Source organism: Methylobacterium sp. R2-1 (genome assembly GCF_014191355.1).
Classification (GTDB): Bacteria; Pseudomonadota; Alphaproteobacteria; order Rhizobiales; family Beijerinckiaceae; genus Methylobacterium.
In genome coordinates this window covers 230,312-243,237 of the sequence record NZ_JACHWM010000002.1, presented here as the reverse complement: position 1 = coordinate 243,237, position 12,926 = coordinate 230,312, and the positions used below count along the sequence as shown (strand labels likewise).

The following is a 12,926-nucleotide window of genomic DNA, read 5'->3' as shown; positions in this document are numbered from 1 at the left end:
GCGCCTATATGAGAGCCGTTCCAGCTTCCTAAGGTCTTGAGCCATGGCGACGGCGTCGTTCGACTCCGCCCCGGGCGCATCGCGCGCCCTCCCCGCAATCGAGAAGGCCCCCGAGGTCACCGCCCTCTCGACCCTGCCCGGCCGCAAGGCCTCCCTCGTCGGCCTGACCCGCGAGGGTCTGAAAGCTGCGCTGCTCGGCATCGGCGTGCCCGAGCGCGAGACGCGGATGCGGGTGAGTCAGATCTGGCACTGGATCTACGTGCGCGGCGCCCGCGAGTTCGCCGAGATGACCAATGTCGGCAAGGGCTTGAAGGCGCAGCTCGCGGATCACTTCTCCCTCGACCGCCCGGAGGTCGTCACCGAGCAGGTCTCCCGCGACGGCACCCGCAAGTGGCTGCTGCGCATGGCGCCGACCGGCGCGCACGACCACAATCGCGGCGCCGAGATCGAGTGCGTCTACATCCCCGGCGACGACCGCGGCACGCTCTGCGTCTCGTCCCAGGTCGGCTGCACGCTGACCTGCTCGTTCTGCCACACCGGCACGCAGCGCCTCGTGCGCAACCTCTCCACCGCCGAGATCGTCTCGCAGCTCGTCGTCGCCCGCGATGCGCTCGGCGACTTCACCGGCCAGATGCCGGGCAAGGATAGCGGCGAGGCCGGGCGGCTTGTGACCAACATCGTGTTCATGGGCATGGGCGAGCCGCTCTACAATCTCGATGCGGTGATCGACGCCATCGCGGTGATGTCGGATCAGGAGGGCCTCGCGCTCTCGCGACGGCGCATCACGGTCTCGACTTCCGGCGTGGTGCCGCAGATCGAGCGGCTGGGGCTGGAAGCCAACGCCATGCTGGCGATCTCGCTGCACGCGGTGCGCGACGACCTGCGCGATGAGCTGGTGCCCCTGAACCGCAAGTACCCGATCGAGCAGCTTCTCGATGCCTGCCGGAACTATCCGGGGCTGAGCAATGCCCGGCGCATCACCTTCGAGTACGTGATGCTCAAGGGCGTCAACGATTCGGATGCCGATGCCCGCGCCCTGGTGCGGCTGCTCAAGGGCATCCCGGCCAAAATCAACCTGATCCCCTTCAATCCCTGGCCCGGCTCGAAATACGAGTGCTCGGACTGGGAGCGGATCGAGCGGTTCTCGGAGTTCGTGTTCAACGCCGGCTACGCCTCGCCGGTGCGCACCCCGCGCGGACGCGACATCCTGGCGGCCTGCGGTCAGCTCAAGAGCGAGACGGAGAAGCTGCGCGCCCGGGCTCGGATGATGCTCGAAGAGGGCATGGGCGCCGAGGCCGTCTACGCGGATCAGGTCGACTGATTCGTTTGTCCCCTCCCCGCTCGCGCGGGGAGGGCTGTGATCGCTCAGGCCGCGATCGGCGCCATGGCCGGCTCTGCAGCGCGCACATCGGCATCGACGTGGCTCTCGAAGCGCTTGAAGTTCTCACGGAACATCGTGACGAGGCGCGTGGCGGTCTCGGCGAAGGCCGCCTTGTTGGTCCAGGTCTCGACCGGCGACAGCACCTGCGTCTCGATGCCGGGCACTTCGACGGGCACCGAGAAGCCGAAATACGGATCGCGGCGGAACTCCGTCTGCGCCAGCGAGCCGTCGAGCGCCGCCGTGAGCAGCCGGCGTGTGACGCGAATCGGCATGCGCCGCCCGGTGCCGACCCCGCCGCCGGTCCAGCCGGTGTTGACGAGCCAGCAATCGACGCCGTGCTCGGCCATCAGCTCCCGCAGCAGGTTGCCGTAGACGCTCGGATGGCGCGGCATGAACGGGGCGCCGAAGCAGGTCGAGAAGGTCGCCTCCGGCGCCGTCAGGCCGCGCTCGGTGCCCGCCACCTTGGCGGTGTAGCCCGAGAGGAAGTGGTACATCGCCTCGGCGCCGGTGAGCTTGGCGATCGGCGGCATCACGCCGAAGGCGTCGCAGGTCAGCATCACGATATTCTTCGGATGCCCGGCCCGGCCGGTGGCGCTGGCATTGGCGATGAAGTCGAGCGGGTAGGCGCAGCGGGTGTTCTCGGTGAGCGAGGCGTCGTCGAAGTCCGGCACGCGGGTGAGCGGGTCGATCACGACGTTCTCCATCACCGTGCCGAAGCGCTCGGTGGTGGCGTAGATCTCCGGCTCGGCGTTGCGCGACAGCCGGATGGTCTTGGCGTAACAGCCGCCCTCGAAGTTGAAGATGCCGTCCCGGCTCCAGCCGTGCTCGTCATCGCCGATGAGCTTTCGCGATGAATCGTTCGACAGCGTGGTCTTGCCGGTGCCGGACAGGCCGAAGAACAGGGCCGAGTCGCCGGTCTCATCGAGCGCAGCGTTGGCCGAGCAGTGCATCGGCATCACGCCCGCGCCGGGGAGCACATAATTGAGGTAAGTGAAGACCGACTTCTTCATCTCGCCGGCATAGGCCGAGCCGCCGATCAGCACGATCTTCTGCGCGAAATCGATGGCGATCACGGTCTTGGAGCGGCAGCCGTGCCGGGCCGGATCGGCCTGGAAGCTCGGCAGGTCGATGATCGTCAGCTCCGGCACGTATTGGCCAAGCGCGTCGCGCTCGGGCCGGATCAGCAAGTTGCGGATGAACAGGGAGTGCCACGCGAACTCGGTATAGACCCGCGCCCGCACGCGGTGGGCCGGATCGGCGCCGCCGTAGAGATCCTGGGCGAACAGCTCCTTGCCGCGGGCATGAGCCCGGAAATCGTCGAGCAGCGTCGCGAACTGCTCGCGGGTGATCGAGCCGTTGTTGTCCCACCAGATCTCGTTCTCGGTGCTGGCGTCGCGCACCACGACCTTGTCCTTGGGGGAGCGGCCGGTGTGGCTGCCGGTGGTCGCCACCAGCGCGCCGCCGCGGGCGAGCTGTGCCTCGCCGCGCTGCAGGGCCTCCTCGTAGAGACGGGGCGCTTCGAGGTTCCAGTGCACGGCGGCGAGATCGGTCAGGCCGATCGCCTCCGGACCATGGGCCGCATTGAATTCACCAATGGTCTTCATGGGCTTTCCCTCCCTCACGGCCCCTGATCGCGCCGGTCTCTCCGGCTGTTTCGTGTTTGACTCGCGAGGCGTCCGCGCGGTCGGTCAGGGCCGCCGCACGCAGGTTCTCCGCCCCGGCACTCAATGGATCGGTCTCCGGCTTGGCCGTCAACTAATCCTTGGTAGGGGCTCAAAAAAAATTTGCACGCCGGCTCCTCACGGGGCGGCCGGGCTGTCCGGATCCTGAACGGGCAAAATTCCGGCGGAAGGCTTATGTGAGGGAGGGCGCCTGCCGCCCCTCCTCAGCCACAGCCGTATCGCCCCGCATGCCCCAAGCCGTCGCCGGCCCCGAGATCGAGCGCCTGATCCAGCTTCTCGGGCGGATGCCGGGCCTCGGGCCCCGCTCCGCCCGTAGAGCCGCGCTCCAGCTCATCAAGAAGCGCGAGACCCTGCTCGCGCCGTTGGCCGACGCGATGCGGATCGCCGCCGAGCGCATCGTCGTGTGCCGCTCCTGCGGCAACGTCGACACCAGCGACCCCTGCACGATCTGCCGCGACGAGACGCGTGACCCTACCACCCTCGTCGTGGTCGAGGACGTGTCCGACCTCTGGGCCTTGGAGCGCTCCGGCGCGGTCAAGGCGCGCTACCACGTGCTCGGCGGCGTGCTCTCGGCGCTCGACGGGGTACGGCCCGAACACCTCACCATCGCCCGCCTCGTGGAGAGAGCGAGCGAGCCGGGGGTGAAGGAGATCATCCTGGCGTTGAACGCGACGGTCGATGGCCAGACCACCGCCCACTACGTCACCGAATCGCTCAAGCATCTCGGGCTGACGATCACGCGTCTCGCCCACGGCGTGCCGGTGGGCGGCGAACTCGATTATCTCGACGAGGGCACGCTCACGGCGGCGATCCGCAGCCGCACGGCGTTCTGAGGGCGGCCTTTCGCGGAACCACGCCGACTTCGTTCGAACGATCCCGTAACGGCTTCTTAAATCGCGCCATGACAAATCTGGTCGCGGACCAGCGCGGCTGTGCCGAAAGACAGTATTTCCCGCACGGACCGTCTCGGCTCGACCATGATGGATCTTCGACCGGAACAGGACCGCGGCTGTGCGCCGAGGCTCGAAGTTCCGAGGCTCCACGAAAGGCTGGCGACCCCCTTCGTGGTGCGGATGCTCCTGATGAGCCTTGCCGCGGTCATGCTCAGCAAGGCGCTCCGCTACGCCGGACTTCTTCCCGCTCAGGACATCACGGATTTCGACGCCTTCCACATCGCCGGCCGGATGGTGTGGCGGGGTGACATCGCGCAGGCCTACCATCTCCCCGCTCTGCTGGAGGTCCAGCAGGCTCTCACGGGCGATCAAGCCTTTCTGCCCTGGACCTATCCCCCGCCCTTCAATCTCGTGGTGGCGGCGCTCGCCCCCCTGCCGATCGGCCTCGCCTACCTCCTCTTCGTCGGCGCGACGCTCGCGACCTACCTGCTCGTCCTGCGCCGGATCGCCGGCCCGCATTTCGCGACCGTCGTCGTCGCGCTGGCACCGGTTCTTTTCGTCGCGGTGGCCGGCGGCCAGAACGGCTTCCTCATGGGCACGCTGATCGGGCTGACCGGTCTCGGTCTCCTGAGCGGGGGCGCGCGTGCCGGCCTTCCGCTCGGCCTGATGGTGATCAAGCCGCATCTCGCGATCGGACTCGCGGTCGGCGCTCTCGTTCTGCGCCGCTGGCGCTGTCTCGCGCTCGCCGCCGCGACGGCCGGATTCGCTCTGGGCCTCTCCACCCTGGTGCTCGGCCCCGCGATCTGGCCGGCCTTCTTCGGCGGCGTGGACGAGGCCAAGGCATTTCTGGCCGCGGGCGCCTACCCTCTCTTCCGGATGATCTCGGTCTACGCGTGGCTGCGCAGCCTCGATCTGCCGGCCGCCCTGGCGCTGGCCGCCCAGGCGGCGACGGCCGTGGCGGTCCTCGGCCTCATCCCGCTCGCCCTCCGGCGCGGCATGCCGCGGCGGCAGGTCGTCGGCCTTGCCGCGCTGGCGAGCCTGTTCGTCAGCCCCTACGCCTACGACTACGACCTGCCGCTCTACGGCGTCGCCCTCGCCCTGCTGCTGCCGGATCTCCTCGGACGGGCCAGCCGAGGGGAAGAGGTCGCGCTCTTGGTGCTCGGCTGGATGGTGGGCGGCTACGGCCTCGTGGCCGGTGGGCTGCACGAAGCCCTGGTCGGAACGGAGGCCGCGTCCTCGGTCGAGATCTCGCTGGCCGCCCCGCCCTTCCTTCTCCTGCTCGCGCTGGTCTGGCGCATCCTGCGCCGGGGGCGGGCCGCGGCCGGTCTCGATGCAGCGGGGACGAGGGTCGTGCCGGTCGGCCCGATTGCCGCCTGAGGGCCGGTGATGCACGCAAACCTTACCCTCACCGAGGCGGGGCCGGAGGCACGCAGCTCCCGGATGATCTCCGGCTGGGGACGGTATCCTCGCGCGGCCAGTGAGATCCTGGCGGCGGATTCGCCCGAGACCCTCCCCGCGCTCCTGCATGGCCGGCGGGGCGTGATTGCCCGCGGCGCCGGGCGCGCCTACGGCGACGCGGCCGTCGGCCGGCGCACCACCGTCCTGACCGGCGCTCTCGACCGGCTGCGTGGCTTCGATCCCGCCAGCGGTCGGCTGCGGGCCGAGGCCGGCGTCACCCTCGCCGACATCGTCCGCACCTTCTTGCCGCGGGGCTTCTTTCCGCCGGTCGTGCCCGGCACGCAGTTCGTGACCGTCGGCGGGATGATCGCCTCCGATGTCCATGGCAAGAACCACCACCGCGAGGGCGGCTTCGGTGCCCATGTGGAGGCCCTGACCGTTCTGACGCCCGACGGCGTCCCGCGCCTCTGCGCGCGCGACCGGGAGCCCGAACTCTTCGCCATGACGGTCGGCGGGATGGGGCTGACCGGCACGATCCTCGACGCGACCTTCCACCTGCGGCCGGTCGAGAGCGGCTGGATCCGCCAGCAGACCCGCGTCGCTGCCGACCTCGGCGCGATGCTGCGGGCGCTGGATGCGGACGACGCGGCGACCTACTCCGTCGCCTGGATCGACTGCCTCGCCCGCGGACCCGCCCTCGGACGCGGCCTCGTCTATCGCGGCGAGCATGCCGGCCGCGAGGTCTGCCTCGCCGCCGGGCGCGACCCTTTTCCGATTCCGCCTCGGGGCCGGCTCACGGTGCCGCCAGGACTGCCAGGCTGGACCCTGAACCGCGCCTCGGTCACGGCCTTCAACGCGCTGTATTTTCGCCGCGGGAGGGCAGCGGGTGCCTCGGCCCTCGTGCCGTGGCACAGCTACTTCTTCCCCCTCGACGGGCTCGCGGCCTGGAACCGCCTCTACGGCGCCCGCGGCTTCGTGCAGCACCAATGCGTCGTTCCCCGGCTCGGGGCCGAGGCGGTGCTGTCGGGGATGCTCGACCGGGTCGCCCGCCTCGGCACCGCCTCGCCGCTGGCGGTGCTCAAGCGGCTCGGCCCCGGCGGCGGCGGGCTGTCCTTCCCGATGGAGGGCTACACGCTGGCCCTCGACCTGCCGGCGAACGCGGCGACCTTCGCCCTGCTCGACGCGCTCGACCGTTGCGTCGTCGCTGCGGGCGGGCGGCTCTACCTCGCCAAGGATGCCCGGCAGAGCCGCGACACCTTCGAGGCTGGCTATCCCGCCCTCCCCGCCTTCCGAGACCTCCGGCGGCGGCTCGGTGCCGACGGGGTGCTCGCCTCCCGCCTCTCCACGCGCCTGGGATTGTGATGGCCGGAACCCTGCTCCTCGTCGGGGCCACCTCCGATATCGGCCACGCCGTGGCCGCGCGCTACGCCGAGGCCGGCTGGCGCATCCTGCTGGCGGCACGCGACCCGGAGCGGGCCCAGCGCAACGCCGACGACCTCCTCGCGCGCCATCGGGCCGAGGTCGCGCTGCTGCGCCTCGACATCCTGGAGACGGAGAGCTTCGCCGCATGGCTCGACGGGCTGCCGGCGCTCCCCGACACGGTCGTCTGCGCGGTCGGCGAACTCGGCGACCAGGGCCGGGCCGAGGGCGACCTCGCCCATGCCGAGCAGGTGATGCGGACGAATTTTTTGGGGCCGTCCCTGCTGCTCGGCCTCATCGCCGAGCGCTTCGCCGCGCGCGGCAGCGGCGTGATCGTCGGCATCAGTTCGGTGGCCGGCGACCGGGGGCGCGGCTCGAACTACGTCTACGGAGCCGGCAAGGCCGGTTTCACCGCCTTCCTCTCCGGCCTGCGCAACCGCTTGGCCAAAAGCGGTGTCCGGGTCGTGACGGTCAAGCCCGGCTTCGTGCGCACCCGGATGACGCGCGGCATGCGCCTGCCGCCGCTGCTGACCGCCGCGCCGTCCGAGGTCGGGCAGGCCGTCTACGCCGCCGCGGAAGGGGGAGGCCGCGACATCATCTACGTGCGCAAGGTCTGGCGCCTCGTCATGGCGGTGATCGGCGCGATCCCCGAGCCCGTGTTCAAGCGCCTGAGCCTGTGATCGCGGCCCCGGCGCGCCCGGGCCGTACTCGATCTGGACATTTGACCGCCCCCGTGCCGCCGCCTATCTCCGGGTGAGGAAACGCGTTTTCGCGCGTCTTCATCCCCCTTTCCATGCCCTTGCCCATTCCGGCCCGGAAGCTATGACCGTCCGCCCCCTCGTGATCCTGCCCGACGCGCAGCTACGCCTCATCTCCGAGCCGGTGGCGACGGTCACCGACGAGATCCGGACGCTCGCCCGCGACATGATCGAGACGATGTACGACGCCCCCGGCGTCGGCCTCGCCGCGATCCAGATTGGGGTCGCCAAGCGCGTCGTCACCATCGACACCTCGAAGGACGAGACGGCCCGGAACCCCACCGTCTACATCAACCCGGAGATCGTCTGGGTGTCGGAGGAGAAGCGCGTCTACGACGAGGGCTGCCTGTCGATCCCCGAATTCTACGGCGAGGTCGAGCGGCCGGACCGCGTTCGGGTGCGCTACATGACCCTCGACGGCGAGATGGTGGAGCAGGAGGCTGACGGCCTGCTCGCCACCTGCCTCCAGCACGAGATCGACCATCTCAACGGCGTGCTGTTCATCGATCACCTGTCGAGGCTCAAGCGCGACCGGGTGATGAAGAAGTTCACCAAGGCCGCCAAGCGCGACGCCGCCTGACGGGGTCCGATGCGCATCGTCTTCATGGGGACGCCGGATTTCGCCGTTCCCACCCTGGACCGTCTCCACGCCGACGGCCACGCCATCGCCGCCGTCTACACCCGCGCCCCGGCCAAGGCCGGCCGCGGCATGGCGCTCAAGCCCTCACCCGTCCATGCCCGTGCCGAGGCGCTGGGCATCCCCGTTCTGACCCCCGCGACGCTGAAGACGCCGGAGGCGGCGGAAGAATTCGCCGGCCACGGTGCGGACGTGGCGGTGGTCGTCGCCTACGGCATGCTGCTGCCGCAAACGATCCTCGACCTGCCGCGCTTCGGCTGTCTCAACCTGCACGGTTCGCTGCTGCCGCGCTGGCGCGGCGCGGCGCCGATTCAGCGGGCGGTGATGGCAGGGGACGGGGAGAGTGGCGTCGGCGTCATGCGGATGGAGGCCGGGCTCGATACCGGGCCGGTGGCGATGGAAGCGCGCGTGTCCGTCCCCGAGGGGATGACCGCGGGCGAGCTGCACGACAGGCTGATGCCGCTCGGCGCCGACCTGATGGGACGGGCGATCCAGGCGCTGGAGCGGGACGGCCTGACCTTCGCGCCGCAATCGGCCGAGGGCGTGGTCTACGCCCACAAGATCACCAACGAAGAGGCGCGGATCGACTGGTCGCGCCCGGCGGCGGAGGTCGCGCGCCACATCAACGGGCTGTCGCCGTTTCCCGGCGCCTATTTCGAGGCCGATCTCGGCAAGGGGCTCGGCAAGGGGGGAGACAAGGGACCGGAGCGGGTGAAGGTGCTGCGGGCGTTGCCCACCGACGACTCCGGCACACCGGGCACGCTGCTCGACGCCGCCTGCACCGTGGCCTGCGGCACGGGCGCGGTGCGGCTCCTCGAACTGCGCCGGGCCGGCAGGGGTGGTACGGCGAGCGGCGAAGAGTTTTTGCGGGGGGCGCGGCTGGAGGTGGGGGCCTCCTTTGCGTGAGCGCTGACCCCTGATGCCCCGCTACAAGCTCGTCATCGAGTATGACGGCGGACCGTTCTGCGGCTGGCAGCGGCAGGCCGACGATCCGACCGTGCAGGCAGCGATCGAGGCCGCCGTCACCCGCTTCTCCGGCGAGGCGGCGCGGCTGACCTGCGCCGGCCGCACCGATGCCGGCGTGCACGCGATCCATCAGGTCGCCCATCTCGATCTCGCCAAGGACTGGCGCACCGACACGGTGCGCGACGCGCTCAACGCGCATCTGCGGCCGCAGCCGGTCTCCATCCTCTCCGCCGAGATCGTCGGGCAAGACTTCGACGCGCGGCACTCGGCGATCCGGCGGCACTACCGCTACCGCATCCTCAACCGGCGCAGCCCCGCCGCGCTGACCCGCGCCCATGTCTGGCACGTGCCCTGGCCGCTCGACGCCGGGTTGATGCACGCCGCCGCGCAACGCCTGCTCGGACGCCACGACTTTTCGGCCTTCCGCGCCGCCGAGTGTCAGGCGACATCGCCCGTGCGCACGCTGGAACAGCTCGACGTGACGCGCCAGCGGATGGGCCTGTTCGAGGAGATCGTGATCGCGACCTCGGCCCGTTCCTTCCTGCACCATCAGGTGCGCGCCATGGCCGGCACGCTGATGCTCGCCGGCTGCGGGCGCCTCTCCGCCGACGACGTGGCGGAGATTCTGGCCACAAAGGCCAAGCACCGCTGCGGCCCGCTGGCACCGGCCTGTGGGCTGACTTTTGTGGGCGTCGATTACGACGAGAAGTAAGCGTCCAGCACCCGCCCGTAGATCGCGGTCAGCCGCTCCAGATCCGCCACCGCCACCCGCTCGTCGGTCTCGTGCATGGTCCGCCCGACGAGGCCGAACTCGATCACCGGGCAGGCATCCTTGATGAAGCGGGCATCCGAGGTGCCCCCCGTGGTCGAGAGCGCCGGGCGCCGTCCGGTCTCGGCTTGAATCGCATCCGCCACCAGATCGACGAAGACGTCGGGCTGCGTCAGGAAGGCGGGCGCGTTCGAGGGCTGAAGGTCGAGGCTGAAGCGCACCGCATTGCCGGCCGCCGCTTCCAGCCGCCGACGGATCTCGGCGCCGAGCGTGTCCGCCGTCCAGTCGTCGTTGAAGCGCACGTTGAACACCGCCTTCGCCGAGGCCGGGATCACGTTGGTGGCCGGGTTGCCGACGTCGATCGTCGTGAATTCGAGGTTCGAGGCATCGAAATGCGCGGTGCCGCCGTCGAGCGGCTCGGCGACCAGCGCCGAGGCGAGGCGCAGCAGGCCGGGAATCGGGTTCTCGGCCCGGTGCGGATAGGCGACGTGGCCCTGGCGCCCGTGCACGGTGATGCGTCCCGTAAGCGAGCCGCGCCGGCCGATCTTGATCATCTCGCCGAGGGTATCGGGGTTGGTCGGCTCGCCGAGCAGGCAATGGTCGAAGCGCTCGCCCCGCGCCCGCGCCCAGTCGAGCAGCTTGACCGTGCCGTTGACCGCCGGCCCCTCCTCGTCGCCGGTGACGAGGAAGGCGATGGAGCCGCCGAAATCCGGCCCGGCCTTGGCGAGGAAGGCGAGGGCCGCCGCGAGCATGCAGGCGATGCCGCCCTTCATGTCCACCGCGCCGCGGCCGTAGAGGAAGCCGTCGGCGACCTCGCCGGAGAACGGCCCATGGGTCCAGGAGGCCGCCTCGCCCGGCGGCACCACGTCGGTATGGCCGGCGAAGACGAGAACCGGCCCTGTGGTGCCGATCCGGGCGTAGAGATTCTCGATGTCGGGCGTGCCGGGTTCGGAGAAGACCGGACGCTCGACGGAGAAGCCCGCCCGCGAAAGAACCTCCGCCAGGAACGACAGGGCGCCACCCTCCTCCGGGGTGACGGACGGGCAGCGGATCAGCGCCTGGGCGAGGGCGAGGGGTGAGGGGCTGGACAAGGGCGGCACCGTCAGGCTCGGTCGAATCGCTCATCCCATCCTTCGCCCTCATCCTGAGGTGCCCGCGTCAGCGGGCCTCGAAGAATCTTCCAGGCTCCAAGCGGATTCCTGAGGATCCTTCGAGGCTGCTCCGCGGCACCTCAGGAGGAGGGAGCGGGAGGGAAACGGCGACGATCGTTGGAGGGCCAGCCGTAGCATGCACGCATCGCTCGCGCAGCACGCCCTGCCGCTTCCGCTGCCGGCCCCAGGGGCTTACATGGCGCTCATGGCCCTCAACTCCGAAGAGATCGAACGCTACGCCCGCCACCTCGTCCTGCGCGAGGTCGGCGGTCCGGGTCAGGCCCGGCTGAAGGCGGGGCGCGTGCTCGTCATCGGTGCCGGCGGGCTCGGGGCGCCGCTGATCCAGTATCTGGCCGCCGCCGGCATCGGCACCATCGGCATCGTCGACGACGATACGGTCTCGCTGTCGAACCTGCAGCGTCAGGTCATCCACGGCACGCCGGATCTCGGCCGCCCGAAGGTCGAGAGCGCGGCCGAGGCGATCGCCCGGCTCAACCCGCATGTGCGCGTCGAGACCCATGCCGTCCGGCTGACCCCCGAGAACGCCCCGGCGCTGCTCGAAGGCTACGACCTCGTCGCCGACGGCTCCGACAACTTTTCCACCCGCTACGCCGTGTCGGACGCGTGCTTCGCTGGCAAAAAACCGCTGGTGACGGCGGCGCTCGGCGCCTTCGACGGCTCGCTCACGACGATCCGCGCCCACGAGACCGGTCCGGATGGACATCCGAACCCGACTTATCGCTGCCTGTTTTCGAGCCCGCCGCCGCCGGGCAGCGTGGCGCCCTGTTCAGAAGCCGGGGTGCTCGGGGCGCTCGCCGGCGTCATGGGCTCGCTGATGGCAATGGAGGTGATCCGGGCGCTCGCCGGCTTCGGCGAGCCCCTGGTCGGGCGCCTGCTGATGGTGGATGCCCGCTCGATGCGCTTCGAGACGCTGCGATATGCCTGGGACCCGGATAACCCGCTCAACGGGAGCGGGGCCGGGGTCAGGACAGACCCGGCGGGCGCGCCGGCGACGCTCCCGCCTCCACCGCGTTGAGGCAGCACTTCTTGTACTTCTTGCCCGAGCCGCAGGGACAGGGATCGTTGCGGCCGACATCCTTGAACGGGTTCTTGACCGGCTGGCCGTAGGATTCCGCGGTCCAGGCCAATGCCGCCACCGGATCGTCGAGATAGGCGTAGCGGTGGGCGTCGAAGGCGCTGAGGTCCGGCGGTGCGGCGGAGGCTTGGCGCAACGCCTTGCGGAACCACGGAAGGTCGCTGAACTCGTCGGTGATGCGCCCGTCGCGCCGGGCCGCCTCGACCCGTGGCGCGAGCGCGGTCAGCCCGAGATAGGCGATCGCCTCTTCCCAGCCGATCCAGGCCGGCGCCTCCTCCACCGCCGCCCGCGCCTCGTCGAAGCGCACGAGGAGTGCTTCCGCCTCTTCAAGCGGGATCCGACCCTGCCGCGTCAGGAAGCCCAACGCGTTGAAGGCCGCGTTGCGCAAGAAGTCGTCGGCTGTGCTGTCGAGGATCAGCCGGGCGAGCGTCGCAGTGTCGCCGTCGAAGGTCGAGGCGATCACCGCGGGCAGGGTCTCGGTCGAGGCGTCGCCGAGAAGCCCGTCGACCGCCTCGCCGTCCTGGCGCATCAGGCGCATCAGCAGCGGGAAGACGCGGGTGTCCCGTGACGCGGCCAGGGCGTGCAGGCCCCAGAACAGGAGGTTGGTCTCCTCGTCCTCGATCGCCTCGGCATCCTCCGCCGCCCGCTCGAGAAGAGCGAGCACCGGTTCGGCGACCGCCTCGGGGTTCTGGGCGGCCCGGTTCAGCGCCTCGGCCGGAAGATGGTTCTCTTCCGTGAGGACCGCGACAAGATCCGCGTCCATGGCCTGCCTCCCT

General features: G+C 70.2%; 12 protein-coding genes. 9 read left to right on the top strand and 3 right to left on the bottom strand.

From position 1 onward, the window contains the following. Positions 1 to 43: 43 nt before the first annotated feature. Entirely contained in the window at positions 44 to 1,321 is a 1,278-nt protein-coding gene (gene rlmN, locus FHU13_RS03780; protein WP_183434514.1) for a 23S rRNA (adenine(2503)-C(2))-methyltransferase RlmN, read from the top strand. Between the two features lie 44 nt (positions 1,322 to 1,365). On the opposite strand, the gene FHU13_RS03775 is transcribed toward rlmN, so the two are convergent. Beyond that, the gene (locus FHU13_RS03775) at positions 1,366 to 2,985 is read right to left on the bottom strand and encodes a phosphoenolpyruvate carboxykinase (RefSeq protein WP_183434513.1); all 1,620 of its coding nucleotides are present in this window, start codon (positions 2,983 to 2,985) and stop codon (positions 1,366 to 1,368) included. Positions 2,986 to 3,290: 305 nt separating this feature from the next. Here FHU13_RS03775 and recR point away from each other — a divergent pair, with 305 nt between their 5' ends. From recR to truA, 7 genes are all read left to right on the top strand, one after another. Beyond that, complete coding sequence (gene recR / locus FHU13_RS03770; RefSeq protein ID WP_183434512.1) at positions 3,291 to 3,896, top strand: recombination mediator RecR; 606 nt, start codon at positions 3,291 to 3,293, stop codon at positions 3,894 to 3,896. 249 nt (positions 3,897 to 4,145) lie between these two features. Then, on the top strand, positions 4,146 to 5,333 hold the full coding sequence (locus FHU13_RS03765) for a glycosyltransferase family 87 protein (protein WP_246714462.1): 1,188 nt from the start codon (positions 4,146 to 4,148) through the stop codon (positions 5,331 to 5,333). Positions 5,334 to 5,342: 9 nt separating this feature from the next. Then, complete coding sequence (locus tag FHU13_RS03760) at positions 5,343 to 6,716, top strand: FAD-binding oxidoreductase (RefSeq protein WP_246714461.1); 1,374 nt, start codon at positions 5,343 to 5,345, stop codon at positions 6,714 to 6,716. Further along, positions 6,716 to 7,453 carry an SDR family oxidoreductase gene (locus FHU13_RS03755; RefSeq protein ID WP_183434511.1) on the top strand — a complete coding sequence of 246 codons (738 nt, stop codon included), beginning with the start codon at positions 6,716 to 6,718 and terminating at the stop codon, positions 7,451 to 7,453. Before FHU13_RS03760 ends, FHU13_RS03755 begins: the two co-directional genes overlap by 1 nt. Positions 7,454 to 7,595: 142 nt before the next feature. Continuing rightward, positions 7,596 to 8,111 (top strand): peptide deformylase, encoded by a 516-nt coding sequence (locus tag FHU13_RS03750; protein ID WP_183434510.1) that lies wholly within the window; start codon positions 7,596 to 7,598, stop codon positions 8,109 to 8,111. A gap of 9 nt (positions 8,112 to 8,120) precedes the next feature. After that, complete coding sequence (fmt, locus tag FHU13_RS03745; RefSeq protein WP_183434509.1) at positions 8,121 to 9,074, top strand: methionyl-tRNA formyltransferase; 954 nt, start codon at positions 8,121 to 8,123, stop codon at positions 9,072 to 9,074. 13 nt (positions 9,075 to 9,087) lie between these two features. Then, complete coding sequence (truA, locus tag FHU13_RS03740) at positions 9,088 to 9,846, top strand: tRNA pseudouridine(38-40) synthase TruA (RefSeq protein WP_183434508.1); 759 nt, start codon at positions 9,088 to 9,090, stop codon at positions 9,844 to 9,846. Here truA and dapE read toward each other — a convergent pair. Next, positions 9,831 to 11,003, bottom strand: a complete 1,173-nt coding sequence (dapE, locus tag FHU13_RS03735) for a succinyl-diaminopimelate desuccinylase (protein WP_183434507.1) — start codon at positions 11,001 to 11,003, stop codon at positions 9,831 to 9,833. The genes truA and dapE overlap by 16 nt on opposite strands. A 256-nt stretch (positions 11,004 to 11,259) precedes the next feature. Between dapE and FHU13_RS03730 the strand changes: the two genes are divergently transcribed. After that, entirely contained in the window at positions 11,260 to 12,090 is an 831-nt protein-coding gene (locus tag FHU13_RS03730; RefSeq protein WP_183434713.1) for a molybdopterin-synthase adenylyltransferase MoeB, read from the top strand. On the opposite strand, the gene FHU13_RS03725 is transcribed toward FHU13_RS03730, so the two are convergent. Continuing rightward, entirely contained in the window at positions 12,038 to 12,913 is an 876-nt protein-coding gene (locus FHU13_RS03725; protein ID WP_183434506.1) for a DUF1186 domain-containing protein, read from the bottom strand. The two genes, FHU13_RS03730 and FHU13_RS03725, sit on opposite strands and share 53 nt — an antisense overlap. Positions 12,914 to 12,926 lie beyond the last annotated feature (13 nt).